The 15,561-nt window shown below is 71.3% G+C and carries 21 protein-coding genes and 1 tRNA gene; 10 read left to right on the top strand and 12 right to left on the bottom strand.

All coding sequences use genetic code 11. From position 1 onward, the window contains the following. Positions 1-31 precede the first annotated feature (31 nt). Positions 32-307, bottom strand: coding sequence for a hypothetical protein (locus tag HDA32_RS26330; RefSeq protein WP_179645717.1), 276 nt, complete (start codon positions 305-307; stop codon positions 32-34). Further along, positions 307-735: a plasmid replication, integration and excision activator gene (locus HDA32_RS26325; protein ID WP_179645716.1), complete on the bottom strand. Its 429-nt coding sequence runs from the start codon at positions 733-735 to the stop codon at positions 307-309. Before HDA32_RS26325 ends, HDA32_RS26330 begins: the two co-directional genes overlap by 1 nt. A gap of 290 nt (positions 736-1,025) precedes the next feature. Between HDA32_RS26325 and HDA32_RS26320 the strand changes: the two genes are divergently transcribed. Together HDA32_RS26320 and HDA32_RS26315 are read left to right on the top strand one after the other, a co-directional pair. Continuing rightward, positions 1,026-1,763: a DUF5919 domain-containing protein gene (locus HDA32_RS26320; RefSeq protein WP_179645715.1), complete on the top strand. Its 738-nt coding sequence runs from the start codon at positions 1,026-1,028 to the stop codon at positions 1,761-1,763. A 13-nt stretch (positions 1,764-1,776) separates the two neighbouring features. Beyond that, on the top strand, positions 1,777-2,253 hold the full coding sequence (locus HDA32_RS26315; RefSeq protein ID WP_179645714.1) for an NUDIX hydrolase: 477 nt from the start codon (positions 1,777-1,779) through the stop codon (positions 2,251-2,253). Here HDA32_RS26315 and HDA32_RS26310 read toward each other — a convergent pair. The 3 genes from HDA32_RS26310 to HDA32_RS26300 all read right to left on the bottom strand — a co-directional run bounded on the left by HDA32_RS26310 (position 2,250) and on the right by HDA32_RS26300 (position 3,661). Next, positions 2,250-2,801: an HD domain-containing protein gene (locus HDA32_RS26310; RefSeq protein ID WP_312863335.1), complete on the bottom strand. Its 552-nt coding sequence runs from the start codon at positions 2,799-2,801 to the stop codon at positions 2,250-2,252. The two genes, HDA32_RS26315 and HDA32_RS26310, sit on opposite strands and share 4 nt — an antisense overlap. 9 nt (positions 2,802-2,810) lie before the next feature. Next, the gene (locus tag HDA32_RS26305) at positions 2,811-3,293 is read right to left on the bottom strand and encodes a GntR family transcriptional regulator (RefSeq protein ID WP_179645713.1); all 483 of its coding nucleotides are present in this window, start codon (positions 3,291-3,293) and stop codon (positions 2,811-2,813) included. 146 nt (positions 3,294-3,439) lie between these two features. Further along, positions 3,440-3,661, bottom strand: coding sequence for a hypothetical protein (locus HDA32_RS26300; RefSeq protein ID WP_179645712.1), 222 nt, complete (start codon positions 3,659-3,661; stop codon positions 3,440-3,442). Between the two features lie 438 nt (positions 3,662-4,099). Here HDA32_RS26300 and HDA32_RS26295 point away from each other — a divergent pair, with 438 nt between their 5' ends. From HDA32_RS26295 to HDA32_RS26285, 3 genes are all read left to right on the top strand, one after another. Beyond that, complete coding sequence (locus tag HDA32_RS26295; protein ID WP_312863334.1) at positions 4,100-4,840, top strand: XRE family transcriptional regulator; 741 nt, start codon at positions 4,100-4,102, stop codon at positions 4,838-4,840. A gap of 552 nt (positions 4,841-5,392) precedes the next feature. Beyond that, positions 5,393-5,454 (top strand) — tRNA-Ser (locus tag HDA32_RS26290). A 93-nt stretch (positions 5,455-5,547) separates the two neighbouring features. Then, on the top strand, positions 5,548-5,718 hold the full coding sequence (locus tag HDA32_RS26285; RefSeq protein WP_179645711.1) for a hypothetical protein: 171 nt from the start codon (positions 5,548-5,550) through the stop codon (positions 5,716-5,718). Between the two features lie 60 nt (positions 5,719-5,778). Here the strand turns inward: HDA32_RS26285 and HDA32_RS26280 are convergent, their stop codons facing one another. The 3 genes from HDA32_RS26280 to HDA32_RS26270 form a co-directional block, all read right to left on the bottom strand. Beyond that, on the bottom strand, positions 5,779-6,129 hold the full coding sequence (locus HDA32_RS26280; RefSeq protein ID WP_179646972.1) for an Hsp15 family ribosome-associated heat shock protein: 351 nt from the start codon (positions 6,127-6,129) through the stop codon (positions 5,779-5,781). A 191-nt stretch (positions 6,130-6,320) separates the two neighbouring features. Continuing rightward, positions 6,321-6,482: a glycine zipper domain-containing protein gene (locus HDA32_RS26275; protein ID WP_179645710.1), complete on the bottom strand. Its 162-nt coding sequence runs from the start codon at positions 6,480-6,482 to the stop codon at positions 6,321-6,323. 164 nt (positions 6,483-6,646) lie between these two features. Continuing rightward, complete coding sequence (locus HDA32_RS26270; protein ID WP_179645709.1) at positions 6,647-7,168, bottom strand: hypothetical protein; 522 nt, start codon at positions 7,166-7,168, stop codon at positions 6,647-6,649. 99 nt (positions 7,169-7,267) lie between these two features. On the opposite strand from HDA32_RS26270, the gene HDA32_RS26265 reads away from it, so the two are divergent. Together HDA32_RS26265 and HDA32_RS26260 are read left to right on the top strand one after the other, a co-directional pair. Then, positions 7,268-7,465, top strand: coding sequence for a hypothetical protein (locus tag HDA32_RS26265; protein WP_179641204.1), 198 nt, complete (start codon positions 7,268-7,270; stop codon positions 7,463-7,465). Positions 7,466-7,527: 62 nt separating this feature from the next. Continuing rightward, positions 7,528-9,201: an ABC-F family ATP-binding cassette domain-containing protein gene (locus HDA32_RS26260; protein ID WP_179645708.1), complete on the top strand. Its 1,674-nt coding sequence runs from the start codon at positions 7,528-7,530 to the stop codon at positions 9,199-9,201. Between the two features lie 226 nt (positions 9,202-9,427). Here the strand turns inward: HDA32_RS26260 and HDA32_RS26255 are convergent, their stop codons facing one another. Both HDA32_RS26255 and HDA32_RS26250 read right to left on the bottom strand, forming a co-directional pair. Then, on the bottom strand, positions 9,428-10,153 hold the full coding sequence (locus HDA32_RS26255; protein ID WP_179645707.1) for an rRNA methyltransferase: 726 nt from the start codon (positions 10,151-10,153) through the stop codon (positions 9,428-9,430). Positions 10,154-10,297: 144 nt separating this feature from the next. Continuing rightward, positions 10,298-10,633 carry a YnfA family protein gene (locus HDA32_RS26250; protein ID WP_179645706.1) on the bottom strand — a complete coding sequence of 112 codons (336 nt, stop codon included), beginning with the start codon at positions 10,631-10,633 and terminating at the stop codon, positions 10,298-10,300. Between the two features lie 211 nt (positions 10,634-10,844). On the opposite strand from HDA32_RS26250, the gene HDA32_RS26245 reads away from it, so the two are divergent. From HDA32_RS26245 to HDA32_RS26235, 3 genes are all read left to right on the top strand, one after another. Further along, positions 10,845-12,308, top strand: coding sequence for an alanine/glycine:cation symporter family protein (locus tag HDA32_RS26245; protein ID WP_179645705.1), 1,464 nt, complete (start codon positions 10,845-10,847; stop codon positions 12,306-12,308). A gap of 172 nt (positions 12,309-12,480) precedes the next feature. Further along, on the top strand, positions 12,481-13,260 hold the full coding sequence (locus HDA32_RS26240; protein WP_179645704.1) for an ion transporter: 780 nt from the start codon (positions 12,481-12,483) through the stop codon (positions 13,258-13,260). Between the two features lie 89 nt (positions 13,261-13,349). Then, positions 13,350-13,781: a DUF488 domain-containing protein gene (locus tag HDA32_RS26235; RefSeq protein WP_179645703.1), complete on the top strand. Its 432-nt coding sequence runs from the start codon at positions 13,350-13,352 to the stop codon at positions 13,779-13,781. 187 nt (positions 13,782-13,968) lie between these two features. Here the strand turns inward: HDA32_RS26235 and HDA32_RS26230 are convergent, their stop codons facing one another. Both HDA32_RS26230 and HDA32_RS26225 read right to left on the bottom strand, forming a co-directional pair. Beyond that, entirely contained in the window at positions 13,969-14,595 is a 627-nt protein-coding gene (locus HDA32_RS26230) for an HAD-IA family hydrolase (protein WP_179645702.1), read from the bottom strand. Continuing rightward, a complete protein-coding gene (locus HDA32_RS26225) occupies positions 14,592-15,500 on the bottom strand; it encodes a DNA-3-methyladenine glycosylase family protein (protein WP_179646971.1) in 909 nt (302 codons plus the stop codon). The genes HDA32_RS26230 and HDA32_RS26225 overlap by 4 nt, the downstream gene beginning before the upstream one ends. Positions 15,501-15,561: the final 61 nt, after the last annotated feature.

Raw genomic sequence — 15,561 nt, 5'->3', positions numbered from 1 at the left:
TGTTGGCGCACCAGGCCGCCCCGCTTGCACGTCAGGCAGCGTCGGGGGATGCGCGAAGACGCTCCAGCTCCGACAGGTAGGTCTGAGCGGCCGCGACCAGATCGCGGGCGAAGGCCACATCGGCCGTAGTGACCGGGGTATCGTGGCCGTTCGGGCTCAGCGTCAGCGAAACGCCCCCGGCTTGCACGTAGAGGATCGGCTTACTCGTGGGGTAGCGGTGGCACAGCACCCACGCGCCATCCCCCAGATGCAGCCGCAATCCGCCCCAGGAACTCTGCTCCGGCCCACTCGTCTGCGCGCCGCTCATCAGGCACCGTCCTTGCCCGCACCAGCCGGGGCCGAGCGGCGCCCCGCACCCGCACCCGCATCCGCACCGGGTGCCTTCACGCCCCGGGCGCGCAGGGAGTAGGCCACGCGGGGGCGGCGCCCGTTGTCGTCGACGTAGGGCATGACCGCCATGGACTCGAACTCGATGGGCCGGAACGGCAGCCCCGGCACCTCATCGGGCAGGGTCGGGCAGACCTCGGCGGCGACCTTGACCTTGACCGACTTGGCCTTGCCGCGCGCTTCGGGGTCGGCGTCGATCACGTCCACCGCCCACAGCGGCAACCCCGACTCCTTGTCGAGCTGGGGCCGCTTGGTCTCGAAGTCGGTGATCGCCTCCACCCCGAGGGCGTAGGCACCCGCAGGGAACACCGTTGCGAACGCCACCGGCAACGCACCCTGAATCGCCATCAGTCACTCCTGTTCACTCGTTCGATGGACCGAACCGTTTGCCCTTCCGCGCCGATGTCCGACCCGGAAGAGATCGATACATGTATAGCATGTATCGATTCTTGTTGTGAACGACCACGCCCCGCTCTCCTCCACGACCTTGGACCGCTCAGCCGGTCAGACGGCCGACTCCTTCGGACATGTAGGCAGCATCCGGCACAAGGCGGGGACGCCATCACTACATGGCTGGACGTGTTCAGGACGTCCCGATAATGTGAGGCCGTCCCCAGACGTCCTGCGAACACGGGTACATGCCGAACGAGAGATTGCGCGCCGCGCTACTTGAGCAAGGGCTGACGCCGGCCGATCTCGCCGAAGCCGTAGGCGTGGACACCAAGAGTGTCGAGCGGTGGATCGGCCTGGACCGCACCCCCTACCGGCGCCATCGATACGCGGTCGCGGCGCGACTCGGCATGGACGAGACGTACCTTTGGCCGCAGGCCCTCACCCCCAAGCAGAGCGCGGCGGCATCCGAGAGCGAGATCATCGCCGTCCACCCGCACCGCTGGACCGTGCCCCGCGACGCTTGGCGACACCTCTTCGAGTCCGCCAAGGAGGAGATCGGGGTACTCGTCTACAGCGGTTTCTTTCTGGCCGAGGACGCCAGCGTGCTGCACCTGCTCGCCGACAAGGCCAAGGCCGGAGTACGCGTGCGCATCCTGCTCGGCGACCCGGACAGCGCAGCGGTCGCACAGCGCGGCGCCGACGAGGGCATCAACGATGCGATGGCCGCCAAGATCCGCAACGTGATCGTGCTGTACAGGCCGCTGCGCGCCGTGGAGGGCGTGGAGTTCCGCCTTCACAGCACGGTCCTGTACAACTCGTTCTACCGCGCCGATGATCAGATGCTCGTGAACACCCACGTCTACGGGGCTCCCGCTGCCAACGCGCCGGTCTTACACCTGCGCAAGATCGTCGGCGGCGGCATGGTCAACACCTACGCCGAGAGCTTCGAACGGGTGTGGAGCGAAGCCGCACCGCTCGACTGAAAGAGAGCCGACCTTGGCACGCCGCATCGACTACTACGACGACCCCCAGGCCCCCGCAGCCAACAGCCTCGTCCCCTCGGTGAACGTGATCGTGGCCAACGACCGCGACGAGATCCTGATGATCCGCCGCTCCGACAACGGCAACTGGGCCGTCCCCGGCGGAGCCGTCGACCTGGGCGAGTCCGTGCCCGAGGCCGCGATCCGCGAGACCCGCGAGGAAACCGGGATCGAGTGCGAGATCACCGGGATATCGGGGATCTACAGCGACCCCAAACACATCATCCTGTACACGAGCGACGGCGAGGCCCGCCAGGAGTTCTCCATCGTCCTCTTCGCGCGCCCCGTCTCCGGCGAGCCCACGCCCAGCGACGAATCCCGCGAAGCCCGCTGGGTGCCCAAGGCCGACATCGCGGACTACGACATGGACCGCTCCATGCGGCTACGCATCAGCCACCACCTCGACGGCCGACAGGCCCCCCACATCGGTTAGTCGGCAGCGCTCAACCGCTCCTTGACCGCTTGCACCGCCTTCAGCAGGTCGGGCGAGGATCGCGTGATGGAACGGTGAACGATGTCCCCCGGTTCGTAGCGGGTGAGGATCTCCGACAGGCGCTGTTCCACCGGAAGGTGTGTGCCGTCAGGACCGGTCGTCATGTCGGAGTAGGTGAGCGCTTCCAGGAGGTCAGAGCGCGGAAGCTCGAACTCTCCCGCGAGGTCGCCGCGCAGGCCCCGTTCTTCTGCCTCGACCAGCGCGCCGGAGTGGTGCGCGACCAGTGAACACAGCCGTTCGTCTGTGTGCTCAACACTGCGCAGGTAACGGGCACCGTCCAACGGATGGAAACCCGTGGCAACCAGCGCGGGGGAGTATCCGATGTCGTGCAGCCAGGCCGACGCCGCGACGAGGTCGGCGTCACCGCCGAGTACACCCGCCAACGTCTCGGCCTGCTGTGCCACCCCCTGGGTGTGCGCCCATCGTCGCGGCAACGGCTCTTCGAGGAGACGCCGAGCGAGGTCGCGCGCCCACAGCACATGTCCCACATGTACAGGCTAGCCTGACGGCGTTTCGGCCTCCCGGACGAACCGGCCCCTGCCGTGGACGGAGCGGACCAGGCCCGAACCCTCCAGCTCCGACAGCGCCTGCCGCGCAGTACCCCGCGAGACGCCGTAGCGCTGCACGATCGCCGATTCACTGGGCAGCGGCGCGCCGGGAGCGAGGACACCACTGCTGATCTGCTCCCGCAGTTCCGCGGCGATCCGGCGATACTGCGGCAACCGCGCGGAGTCGTCCCCGGCCTTCTCTGAAGGGTCGCAGACGACGCGCCCGGTACCAGGAAGCGCCCGGATCAGCCGTTCCTCTTCCAGCGACGCCAGCGCCCGTCGGACGGTCGTGCGCGACACCCCGAACTCCCGGCCCAGCGCGGATTCCGAGGGGACCGGTGCCCCGGGCGACAGCTCGCCATCGGCGATGCGCCGGCGCAGGGCGTCCGCTATCTGCATGTAGGTCCCCCACGGGGTAGAGCGTGGGCTCACCTGGCGTTCCCTTCGATGTCACTTGAGCCGTACTGCACAATGATCCCAGCCCTCGTTTGCCCTCTTCGCTGGTTGCCTTGCGTCCGACGGGGGGAGCCGCGCGACCGATTGGGGAGGGACGGAGCATCGGCCGCGCGGCGGTCTTTTCAGGCTGTGGGTTCCTCCCGCAGAGGCCGCCCGACCTTGGCCGGAGGGTTCTCCAGCTGCCGCACGAACTCGTCAACGTCGCTCTCAATGAGGGTCGGCGCGTGATCGGCATCGGCCACGCGGGTACTCGCGATCCACAGGCGTTCGGTCCTGCGGATGTTCCACCGCTCCCCGTAGCCCCGCCGGAGCAGGCGCAGCAGCGGGTCCGTCGCCCCCGTCATGCCGCAGCCTCCAGCGGCCGCGCGATGTCCAGGAGGACCGCGACGCCCAGGCGAGTCCGGTCGTCGCGCCGCTGCCGTCGCCTCCACTCTTCGCGGAGGACGTAGGGGCGGACCATGGCCGCTTTGGGCAGTACCGGATAGGCCGGAGGAGCCGGAGTGAACGGGATGGGCACATAGGGCCGCGGGCGATCCGCAGACGCCCGCCCGCGAGGAGGCCGGGCCTGATATCGGACGATAGGGTTCCGCATGTTCCGCCTGCTTCCGTCAGGTTGGGACCACGCCCCCGGAGTGTTCGCCGCACTCGCGGGGGTCTTTGCTGCCTGCGGAAACCCTCGTCTGATCAGCCGGACATGTGTACCTCGTATCGGACATCTTGAGGGACGTCTTGGGACGTCTTCTGTTATCGTCGGGATCCCCCGCGTCCCGGAGGTCACCGACGTGAACGAGGTTCTACGCCAGGCACTGGCCACCGCCCGCCTGACAGACACCGAAGCCGCCGCCCGCCTGGGCGTGGACCCCAAGACCGTCCGCCGCTGGATCACCGGCCAGAAGCCCTACCCCCGCCACCGCTGGGCCATCGCCGATCTCGTGGGAGTCCCAGAGGGCAAGCTCTGGCCCGAGACCGAGGCCAGGAAGGCCGAAGCGCACCCGCCACCGCCCGCAACAGGATTGCATCACCTCTACCCCCACCGCTGGACCGTCCCACACCAGGCATGGCGCGAACTCTTCGAATCCGCCGAACACGAGATCGGGATACTCGTCTACAGCGGCCTCTTCCTGGCCGACGACACAGGCATCCTGCGCCTCTTCGAGCGCAAAGCGCGCGCCGGTACCGCAGTCCGAATACTGCTGGGCGATCCGAACAGCCCCCAGGTCAAACAACGGGGAGAAGAAGAGGGCATCGGTGATGCGATGGCGGCCAAGATCCGCAACGCACTCGTGCTGTACCGCCCTCTACTCGGCGTCGAAGGCATCGAGCTCCGGCTACATCAGACGGTGCTGTACAACTCGATGTACCGCGCCGATGATCAGTTGTTCATCAACCAGCACGTCTACAGCGCCCCGGCATCGGCCACCCCGGTCTTCCACATCGACGGCCGAGCGAGCCACGACATGGCAGCGACCTACCTACAGAGCTTCGAACGCACGTGGGAGTCAGGGACGTCCTATAGCCCTTGAGTACCGTTTGGCTTCCGCACAGCACTGCCGAATTGGGCTATGTGAGATCAAGGCGACGGCGCTTCGCGCCGTCGCACCGGCACGTCGGCCCATCGCTCGGGCTGCGGGCTGCCGCCCGGTCCCGAGCGCGCGCCCGACGGCCGGGGTCGGCAGGAGCGAGCGTCACCGGAACCTCATCCCTCCACACGGGGCCGCGCCGTCGCCCACGGACAGGATGCAGAAGCGTCACACGCCGATTCGATCATCCCCCCTCGGCCATCCGGCGCTCTCGGTCCCGAGGCACTCGGTCGCGCGACTCTGTCTGTCTTCGGTCGAGGCCCCGGCGCGACCGAGCACCTCGGACCGGAAACCGTGGCCGGTCGCCGCTGGGGTCGCCGGAAGATCGGGCCAGGGGAGGAGCGCCCCCTTCCCTCTGCTGTAGTGGTCGGCCCCTGCCGCCCGTTGAGCAGGAAGATACGGGGCGCGAGTGACAGCAACGGTGACAGCAACGGCGGCGACCACGGGCAGCCGAGCGCGGTCACCGGCCCGCGTCGGTCCACGCTCGTTCGGTCAGTCCAGGCCGGTTGCTCCGCCTGAAAAGCGGAAGGTCGGCGGTTCGACCCCGCCCCTGGCCACCCCGATGATCAGCACAGAAGCCCGGAGCCGGACAGGCCCCGGGCTTTTTTGACGGCGTGGACACCTCCCGTGGGCGTGGCTACGATGCGGCGATGCTGAGAACAGTGGGTATGTGGGTGGCCGGTGTCTGCGCGGTGCTGCTCGTGGTCTTGGGAGTGGTCCAGATCCTGCTCGGCTCGGACGAGGGAAGGGTGACGATCATCGCCGGCGTCGCCACGGGCGGCTCGATCGCGTTCCACCGACTCCGGCGGCGCAGGCGGTAGCGCCGGGAGGTCGCCCCGCCCCGAAGAGCTGAGGCCTCGCTCAAGGAAGGGCCGGGAGGGTCAACCGTTGTCGGCGCGGAGGCGGTCGAGCCTGCGGCGGTCGCGCTTGGTCGGGCGGCCGGCCCCGCGTTCGCGGCGGGCCACCGGTGCCGCGGCATCCGGCGGCGGGGCGGGGGTGTTGTCGACGAAGCAGCGCACGGCGACGGGCGCGCCGACCCGCTTCTCGATCACGTGGCTGACATCGACGATCCGGGTGATGCCGTGGACCCGGGCCTTGACCACGTCACCGACGCGTACCGGGGTGGCGGGCTTGGCCGCCCGGTCGTTGACCCGGACATGGCCGCCCCTGCACGCCTGCGCGGCCTCCGCGCGGGTCTTGGTGAGCCGGACGGCCCACAGCCAGCGGTCCAGCCGACCGGTGGGCGGCCCCGGCGGAAGGGGACGTGCCGGCGGGGCCGGCTGCTCCGACGACTCGGCCGACCCGGGTTCCGGCCGGGCCGAGACCTCTCCTGGATCGTTCACGCTGGCGGGTCCTGTTCGTCGACGCGGGCGCACGGCTTTTCGAGGAGGCCCTCATATCGCACTGTAGCGCCCCCGCGGGCTCAATCCTTCTTGTCGGGCTGGGAGAACGCGATCCCGAAAGCCATGCCGATTCCGATGCCGAACGCGATTCCGACGGCCACGTTGTCCATGGTCATCCCCAGAGCGGCGCCGATGGCCACGCCGATGGCCATCCCGCTGCCCATGGCCGCCTTCTTGTTCATGGTTCCTCCCACGCCTCACGTCCCTCACGTCCGGTTTCCGCTCCGCTGTGTGATCGGACGCAGCGGGCGCGCCGCACGGTTCCGATGAGCGGCATCACACGGCGTCGCCGTCCGCATCCGGCCGGTACCGCGCCCCGCGTCCGGCGGCGGCACGCCGGTCCGCCTCAGGGGAGCGGAACGGCGCCGTCGGCGAAGTCCTCGGGCCAGGGCACGCCCAAGGCGTCCCACCACCGCAGGTAGGGGGTGCCGAGGACGGACGGCCGCGCTCCGTCGGCGTCCCAGGTCCGCGACACCTCGTCGAGGTCGGCGCGGTCCACCCCGAACAGGGCCGCGGCCCGCCGCCGGGCCGCGGAATCATCGTTCTCGGGTATCCCGGAGTCCTGCTCGTCGATGGCCGCCTGGTGAACGGTCTTGCCGTCCGAATCGATGATTTCGTTGATCACGCCGTATTCGTCGAAGTCGGTCGCCACGACCGCGCGGGCGGCCGCTCCCGGGACGAGGGCGGCCCCCGCGTCCGTCAGCGGCAGGGGCGAGCGGGGAAAGAGCAGGAAGACCCTGCGGTCCCGGACGAGGACGTGCGCCTCCTCGTCCGCCAGCGCAGGCAGATCGCGTACCTTCCGGAGGAAATGCTGTGAATCCTGATCGGGCAGCAGATCGAAACAGGCCCAGCCGCTGAAGGAGGACATGGCCGGCAGTGTAGGAGGTGCCGCCGACGGAGATCCCCGCGCGCATCGCCGCCCGGGTCGTGGCGGGGCGGGGCGCGCCTCCGTTCCCGCCTTCTCCGGATGACGATGACGGCGCCGCAGACCAGCGGGGCCGTACGGGCAGGAGTGCGGCGGTGGGGAGCGGGGCAGGGGGACACCATGTTCGTCTTCTTCAGCAACCGGCTCGGCTGCTTCGGGTCGATCGCCGTCTCGATCGCGGCGACGGCCCTGCTGCTGCTGATCCTCTACGCCTGCAGTTCGGGCGCCGTCCTCGGCTGAGCGGCGCGCGCCGCGGAAAACGGTTCGCGCCGCCCGCGCTTCCGGCGGGATAGTGGGGTCCCATGGGCCATATCGATCTCGCCGGAGTGGGTTTTCAGCTGCCCGACGGCCGGACGCTGCTGGACGAGGTGTCCTTCCGCGTGGGCGAGGGCATGAAGGCGGTGCTCGTCGGCGCCAACGGCAGCGGCAAGACGACCCTGCTGCGCATCATCGCGGGGGACGAGGCCCCCTCAGCCGGAACGGTGAACCGCAGCGGCGGCCTGGGGATCATGCGCCAGTTCATCGGCTCGCACGCCAACGCCGGCGCCGGGGCCGACGGCGTGGCCGCCCCCTTGGGCGCCGACTCCACAGTGCGCGACCTGCTCCTCTCGGTGGCCGTGCCGCAGGTGCGGGCCGCGGCCCGGGAGCTCGACGCCGCCGAACTCGCCATGATGGAGCGCGACGACGAGGCCGTCCAACTGCGTTACGCCCAGGCGCTCGCCGACTGGGCCGACGCGGGCGGCTACGAGGCCGAGGTGCTCTGGGACGTCTGCACGGTCGCGGCGCTCGGCGTGCCGTTCGCCCGGGCGCAGTACCGCGAACTGGGCACGCTCTCCGGCGGCGAGCAGAAGCGGCTGGCGCTGGAGGCGCTGCTGCGCGGACCCGACGAGGTGCTGCTGCTGGACGAGCCCGACAACTACCTGGACGTGCCGGGCAAGCGGTGGCTCGAAGAGCGGTTGCGCGAGACCGCCAAGACCGTGCTCTTCGTCAGCCACGACAGGGAGCTGCTCGCCCGCACCGCGACGCACCTGGTCACGCTGGAGGGCGGTATGGCCGTCGGCAACTCGGCGTGGGTACACGGCGGCGGGTTCGCGAGCTACCACCAGGCGCGCCGCGACCGGCACGAACGCTTCGCCGAGCAGCGCCGCCGATGGGACGAGCGCCACGCGAGCCTGCGCGAGCTCGTGCGCAACCTGCGGCAGAAGGCGGCCAACAACGACGGGATGGCCAGCCGGTACCAGGCCGCCATGACCCGGCTGCGCAGGTTCGAGGAGGTCGGGCCGCCGCCGGAGCCGCCGCGCGAGCAGAACATCAGCATGCGGCTGCGCGGCGGCCGCACCGGTGTGCGCGCTCTGACCTGCACGGATCTGGAGCTCACCGGTCTGATGAAGCCGTTCTCGGTGGAGGTGTTCTACGGCGAGCGGGTGGCGGTGCTCGGCTCGAACGGTTCGGGCAAGTCGCATTTCCTGCGCCTGCTCGCCGACCCCGCCGCCGTCGCGCACACCGGACGGGCGAGGCTGGGCGCGCGGGTGGCTCCCGGCCATTTCGCCCAGACCCACCACCACCCGGAGTGGAACGGCCGGACGCCGGCCGGGATCCTGGAGCAGGACCACGCCCGCCCGCTGGACCTGGCAGCGCCCGTCCTGCAGCGCTACGAGCTGGCGCGCCAGCGCGACCAGCGCTTCGAGACGCTGTCCGGCGGCCAGCAGGCCAGGTTCCAGGTGCTGCTGCTGGAGCTGTCCGGGGCCACGATGCTGCTCCTCGACGAGCCGACCGACAACCTGGACGTGGAGTCGGCCGAGGCGCTGGAGACCGCGCTGGAGGCGTTCGAGGGCACGGTGCTCGCCGTGACCCACGACCGCTGGTTCGCGCGCTCCTTCGACCGCTACCTGGTCTTCGGGGCCGACGGCGCGGTGTACGAGTCGGCCGACCCCGTCTGGGACGAAGGCCGGGTGCGGCGCGAGCGGCACCACTGAGTCCTCACCGGCCACGTCCGGGGCCCGGGCCCCGGATCCTGGGTGCGGCCCTGCCCGCCGCCGGGTGGCGGGCGGTCCGGACGGGAACGGGAGAAGCGGCGGTGAGGGCGGGCGGGGACCCGCGTCGGCGTGCCCCTGTCCGCCGGTCTTGACCCCGCGGACCCCACCGCCGCCGTTTCAGGCCCCGCCCTCCGCAAGGACCCCGTCGAGATCGGCGAGAAACCGCTCAGTGCAGGTCGGCGGCTCGCAGGAGGACGGCGGCCCGGTTGCCGACGCGCAGCCGCTCCAGCGGGCGGACGCCGTCGGGCACCGCGATCCTGCGGGTGCGGGCGGTCACCGCGAGCACGGCCGGTCCGGGCAGGACCCCGGCGAGCGAGCGCAGCAGGGCCGGGACCGGGTCGGCGCCGGGGACGGCGCCCGACCAGTGGGTGAGGTCGCCGTAGGGCACGTCGGTGAGCACGAGGTCGACCGGGTGCCCGGGCTCGGCCGGTGCGAACGCGTCGCCCGGCCACGCCTCGTGCGGGAGGTCGCCGCCGAGGCCGGACAGCCGCGCCGCGAGCCGGCGCGCGGCGTCGGCGGTCTCCAGGTAGGACGGTTTGCCGAACTCCGCGGCGCGCGCCCGCAGCTCGCCTTCGCGCCCGGCCAGCCCCCGCTCGGTCAGCAGCTCCAGGTTGCGCGCCGCGAGCCGCACCGCCGCGTCGTCGACGTCGGACGCCAGCACGCGCGCCAGCCGGTCGCGGTGCAGCAGCCCCAGCACCGCGGCGAGGTATCCGCTGCCGCAGCACGGGTCCCACAGCGTCACAGGCCGGTTGGGCGAATGCGCGGACGCGCGCTGGAACAGCTCGTCGGCCAACCGCACCGGGAACCCCGGATGTCCGGGCGCCGAGCGCAGCACCTGCCCGCTCGCGAGGTCGGAGCGGTCGGCGCGGTCGGTCGCGTAGCGGTAGGCCATATCCTCCCCATGATCCCGCACTCGCCTCCCGGGGGCCGGGTGGTTCGGGGTCGGGGGTTCAGGCGGGCGGCGACGGCCGGGTGGGGGTTCGGGAAGGTGTGTCGGGTGTTGGGTCTGCCGGGGCGGCTCTTCTCGCTTCCCCGCTCAGCCTCCGCGGGGGGCGTACATGATGACCGCGACCCCTGCCAGGCAGAGGGCCGCGCCCGCCAGGTCGTAGCGGTCGGGGCGGAAACCGTCCACCAGCATGCCCCAGAGCAGGGAGCCGGCCACGAACACGCCTCCGTAGGCGGCGAGGATGCGGCCGAAGTGGGCGTCGGGCTGCAGGGTGGCGACGAAGCCGTAGAGGCCCAGGGCGATCACGCCGGCGCCCGCCCACAGCAGGCCCCGGTGTTCGCGCACGCCCTGCCAGACCAGCCAGGCGCCGCCGATCTCGGCCAGGGCGGCCAGGGCGAACAGCACGATCGATTTGAGAACGGTCACGTTCCCGCAGCCTAGGACGTTGCAGCCGCAGCGGCCGCACCGGGACAGGCCTCTATGGTGATCTGGATCGCTCTTGGGGGTGAGATGCGGCGCTTAACGGGTATAGAACGGCGTTGCCGTCTCGGTGGAACCAGAAGAACCTGGCGAACCGGAAAGAACCGGCGAACCGGAAACCCCCCGGTGAACCAGAGGAACAAGGAGCAGTCCCCGCGTGGAATCCCTCAACGATGCGATCGTCGCCTTCGACAACGCTTTCTGGTCGTACCTCATCATCCCCCTGCTCGTCTTACTGAGCCTGTACTTCACGTTCCGCTCGGGCCTGGTCCAGTTCCGGATGATCCCCGAGATGTTCCGGGCCCTGAGCGGCACCAACGAGACGGCGCCCGACGGCAAGAAGCCGGTCTCGTCGTTCCAGGCCTTCGCGATCTCCGCCGCCGCGCGGGTGGGGACCGGCAACGTCGCCGGCGTGGCCACCGCCATCGCACTGGGCGGCCCGGGCGCGGTGCTGTGGATGTGGCTGATGTCGCTGCTGGTCGGCGCGACGAGCTTCGTGGAGTCCACGCTCGCGCAGTTGTACAAGGTGCGTGACAGGACCGGCTACCGCGGCGGCCCCGCCTACTACATGCAGCACGGACTCAACGCGCGCTGGGCCGGCGTGATCTTCGCGATCGTCATCACCGTGACGTTCGGGTTCGTCTTCAACGCCGTGCAGAGCAACACCATCTCCCTGTCCGTCAGGGAATCGGTGGACGCCTCGGGGATCGGGGTCGCCGGCTGGATGGCCCCCGCGATCGGCGTGGCGCTGGTCCTGGTCACCGGAGCGGTGATCTTCGGCGGCGTGCGGCGGATCGCGCACGTCGCGCAGGCCCTGGTGCCGTTCATGGCGCTCCTCTACATCCTGATGGGCCTGGTCGTGATCGCTATGAACATCGAGAAGATCCCCGGTGTGCTCGCCGAGATCGTGACGCACGCGTTCGGGTTCCGCGAGCTCGCCGCCGCCGGTGTGGGCACCGCGATCGTGCAGGGCGTGCGCCGCGGCATGTTCTCCAACGAGGCCGGCCTGGGCTCGGCCCCCAACGCCGGCGCGACCGCCGCGGTCAGCCACCCGGTCAAGCAGGGCCTGGTGCAGACCCTCGGTGTCTACTTCGACACCCTGATCGTCTGCTCCACCACCGCCTTCATCATCCTGCTGTCCGACCCGGTCTACGGCGAGAACCGCGGCCCGGTCATGACGCAGGAGGCGCTGGAGGCCAACCTCGGCACCTGGTCGCTGCACCTGCTGACCGCCATCATCCTGCTGCTGGCCTTCACCTCGGTGCTGGGCAACTACTACTACGGCGAGGCCAACATCGGCTTCCTCACCCGCAGCACCGGCGTGATGACCGCCTACAAGTGGGTCTTCCTGCTGATGACCTTCCTCGGCACCATCGGCTCGGTGGACCTGATCTGGAACCTCTCCAACACCTCGATGGGCGTCATGGCGCTGGTCAACCTGCTGGCCATCGCGCCGCTCGGCGTGATCGCCGCCCGGCTGGCCAAGGACTACATCGAGCAGCGCAGTCAGGGGCTCGACCCCGTCTTCGAGCGGGACCGGATGCCGGACCTGACCGGCGTGGAGTGCTGGGGGCCCGGCGAGGCGGCGCCGTCACGCAGCTCGGCGGGTATCCGGGCCTGAGTCCGAACGACGGCCCGAACGACACCTCATGACGGGCGTGCCGGACCCGGTTCCGGCACGCCCGAAACCCGCTCAATGCGGGCGATGCGGGACGATCGCCGCCGTGCTCCGGCCGGCCTGCGAGTAGGCTCTTGCCTCCCTACTCTCGGTCACACCTGAGCGGAGCCCTCTCTTGGTCCTGCGGCACCGTGTCCGGGCGGTCGTGGAGGCCCGCTGGTTCCAGTCGGCCGTCATCGCGGTCATCCTGGTCAACGCGTTCGTCCTCGGCGTGGAGACGTCGCCGCGGTGGGTCGACCGCTACGGCGAGACCCTGCACCTGGTGGACATGTGCGTGCTCGCCGTGTTCGTGGTCGAGCTGGCCCTGCGCCTCTACGCGCACCGCGGGAACTTCTTCCGCGACCCGTGGAGCTGCTTCGACCTCGCCATCGTGCTGATCGCGCTGCTCCCGGCGTCGGGCCCCTTCGCGGTCCTGCGCGTGCTCAGGGTGCTGCGCGTGCTGCGGCTGATATCGGTCGTCCCGACCCTGCGCCACGTCGTCGCCGGCCTGCTCAAGGCGCTGCCGGGGATGGCCTCCATCGCCCTGCTGGTGGCGCTGCTGCTCTACGTCGCCGCCGTCATGGCCACGAAGCTGTTCCGCGCGATCGCCCCGGACCACTTCGGCGACCTCTGGGTGTCGCTGTTCACCCTGTTCCAGATCATGACGGGCGACGGCTGGAGCGGCATCGCCAAGGCGGTCATGGAGGAGCAGCCCGCGGCGTGGATCTTCTTCGTCGGCTACATCCTGGTCTCCACCTTCATCGCGCTGAACCTGTTCATCGCCGTGGCCGTGGAGGCGCTGGAGCACGAGGACGACGAGGAGAAGGAGCGGCGGCAGGTCGGCCAGGAGGAGATCCTCGCCGAACTCCGTGAGCTGCGCGCCGAGGTGGCGCTGCTGCGGAGCAGGGGCGACTGACCGGCCCGGCGCTCACGTCGCCGGGGCGCGGGGCCGCGCGTACGCCGCGCCCGCGTATGCCGCGCCCGCGCATCGGGTAGGCGCCGGATATGAACGGTGAACGCGGGGACGCGGGAGGCGCGGGGAGCACAGAGGGCACCGCCGACATCGAGATCCGGCGGGTCCACGACGCCGAGGTGCGCGACGGGTCCGGGCTGCGGGGGCGCCGGGTCTTCCTGGTCGACGGCATGTGGCCGCGCGGCGTGCGCAAGGCCGACCTCCCGCTCGACGGGTGGCCGAAAGGGCTCGCACCGAGCAGGGAGCTGCGCACCTGGTTCGGGCACGACCCCGACCGCTGGGACGGCTTCCGGGAGCGCTACCGGGCCGAGCTCGACGCCCTCGGCGCCGATGCCCTCGCCCCGCTCCTGGACGCCGCCCGCGAGGGGCCGGTGACCCTGCTCTACGCGGCCAGGGACACCGAGCACAACAACGCCGCCGCCCTGCGCGAGCACCTGCTGGACCGACTGCACGGGCCGCGTTGACGCCGCGCCCGGGGGTAACGCCGGACGCGGGCGTGCGAGGGCGGGGCGAGAGGTCGCGGGATCCGGGAGGACGGTCGGCACGGCCGGAGCCCTCAGCCGCGGGCCCCGTCGCCTCCAGGGTGGCCGTCGGACGATTCACCTGTGGTTCTCCGCAGCCTCGACGGGAAGGGGACGCGCCCGCCTCTGCTCATCCGAGCAGGGCGTGCAGGTCGCGGCGGAGCGTCTGGTCGTCGGTGAACGCGATCGAGCGGATGCCCAGTTCCTCGGCCGCGTCGGTGTTCTCGACGCGGTCGTCGATGAAGACGACGTCGCCGGGGTCGGCGTCCATGCGGGCGAGCGCCGCGCCGAAGCTCGCCGCGTCGGGCTTGACCAGCCCGAGGTCGCAACTGAACAGCATGGGGTCGAAGCGGTCGGCCAGCGGTGACTCCCGCAGCGCGGAGGCGAGGTCGCGGGGCAGGTTGGACAGCATCGCGATCCGGTGCCCGCGCGACGCCGCCAGCGCGTCGACGAGTTCGAGGACGCCCGGCCGCCAGTGCGTCCGCGCCGCGATGTCGAGGCGGACCAGCTCCGCGGCCCGGGCCTCGTCGCAGGGCCGGCCCAGCCTGCCGGTGACCGCCCGCCAGTAGCCGGTGCCGTCGAGCGCGTCGATGTCGTAGTCGCGGCGGTCGGCCCAGTAGGCGTCCCAGAACTCGGCCTCCGTGACCGCGCCGGAGGCCGCGGCCAGCGCCGCGGAGTCGGAGGCGTGCGGGTCCTCGGTCAGGACGCCCACGTAGTCGAACAGCAGCCATGTCGGCGCGGCGGTCGCACGGGTCACGGGCTCTCCTCCTCGGTGGCGGCGGCCGGTCCGGGGCGGGCCGCGGCCGCCCATAGGTGGTGCAGGGCGTAGGAACGGAAAGGGGTCCAGTTCCGGGCCAGCTCTTCGGCGCTCTTCGGATCGCCGGAGCGGCCCAGGCGGCGCAGCGCGTTGCGCACGCCGATGTCGGTGGGCAGGAACGCGTCGCCGTCGCCGAACGCGCGCATGCGCACGTAGCCGACGGTCCACGGGCCGATGCCGGGCAACGCGAGCATCCGGGCCGCGGCCTCCTCGACGTCGGCGTCCGGGCCCAGGTCGATCTCGCCGTCGGCGACCGCGCGGGCCAGGCCGAGCAGCGCGCGTTTGCGGCCGGCGGGCATCGGCAGATCGGCGGGGTCGGCCGCGGCGAGCGCGTCGGGGGAGGGGAACAGGTGGGTCAGGCCCATGACCGGCGCGCCGAGCGGGGTCCCGTAGCGCGCGGTGAGCCCGGCGGCGACGGTGCGGGCGGAGGCCACGCTGACCTGCTGGCCCAGCACCGCGCGCACCGCCATCTCGAACCCGTCGGCCTGGCCGGGGGAGCGCGTGCCCGGCGCGCGCTCCACCAGCGGGGCCAGGACGGGATCCCGGCCCAGGCGGGCGTCGATGCGGGCGGGGTCGGCGGCGGTGTCGAAGATCCGGTGCGGCGCGCCCAGCGCGTCGGCGAGGTCTCGCGGGTCCGCGGCGTACACCCGGCAGTCGAGCGCGTGCCCGTCCCGCCGCCACCGCGCCTCCAGCGCGCCGGGGCCGTGCGGCAGCCGCAGCGTGCGCCGGTAGACCGATCCGTCGCCGGCCTCGACCCCGGCGACCGCCCGGGTCGCCAGGAAGCCGAACAGGGCGTCCGCCGCGAACGGCGCCCGCATCGGGACGCGGACCGGTTCGGTGTGCATCTCCACCACGCCCTCCGCCCTTCTGCGCCGATCCCGACCTTATCGACCTCGGAGCGCGGCC

The organism is Spinactinospora alkalitolerans, from assembly GCF_013408795.1.
Lineage (GTDB): Bacteria > Actinomycetota > Actinomycetes > Streptosporangiales > Streptosporangiaceae > Spinactinospora > Spinactinospora alkalitolerans.
This window is presented reverse-complemented; position numbering and strand designations above follow the sequence as displayed.

Excerpts from the sequence above, each read along its gene's own strand:
- HDA32_RS26330 (WP_179645717.1), bottom strand. The coding sequence starts at position 307 with ATGAGCGGCGCGCAGACGAGTGGGCCGGAGCAGAGTTCCTGGGGCGGA.
- HDA32_RS26325 (WP_179645716.1), bottom strand. The coding sequence starts at position 735 with ATGGCGATTCAGGGTGCGTTGCCGGTGGCGTTCGCAACGGTGTTCCCT.
- HDA32_RS26320 (WP_179645715.1), top strand. The coding sequence starts at position 1,026 with ATGCCGAACGAGAGATTGCGCGCCGCGCTACTTGAGCAAGGGCTGACG.
- HDA32_RS26300 (WP_179645712.1), bottom strand. The coding sequence starts at position 3,661 with ATGACGGGGGCGACGGACCCGCTGCTGCGCCTGCTCCGGCGGGGCTAC.
- HDA32_RS26285 (WP_179645711.1), top strand. The coding sequence starts at position 5,548 with ATGCTGAGAACAGTGGGTATGTGGGTGGCCGGTGTCTGCGCGGTGCTG.
- HDA32_RS26275 (WP_179645710.1), bottom strand. The coding sequence starts at position 6,482 with ATGAACAAGAAGGCGGCCATGGGCAGCGGGATGGCCATCGGCGTGGCC.
- HDA32_RS26270 (WP_179645709.1), bottom strand. The coding sequence starts at position 7,168 with ATGTCCTCCTTCAGCGGCTGGGCCTGTTTCGATCTGCTGCCCGATCAG.
- HDA32_RS26265 (WP_179641204.1), top strand. The coding sequence starts at position 7,268 with ATGACGATGACGGCGCCGCAGACCAGCGGGGCCGTACGGGCAGGAGTG.
- HDA32_RS26260 (WP_179645708.1), top strand. The coding sequence starts at position 7,528 with ATGGGCCATATCGATCTCGCCGGAGTGGGTTTTCAGCTGCCCGACGGC.
- HDA32_RS26255 (WP_179645707.1), bottom strand. The coding sequence starts at position 10,153 with ATGGCCTACCGCTACGCGACCGACCGCGCCGACCGCTCCGACCTCGCG.
- HDA32_RS26235 (WP_179645703.1), top strand. The coding sequence starts at position 13,350 with ATGAACGGTGAACGCGGGGACGCGGGAGGCGCGGGGAGCACAGAGGGC.
- HDA32_RS26225 (WP_179646971.1), bottom strand. The coding sequence starts at position 15,500 with ATGCACACCGAACCGGTCCGCGTCCCGATGCGGGCGCCGTTCGCGGCG.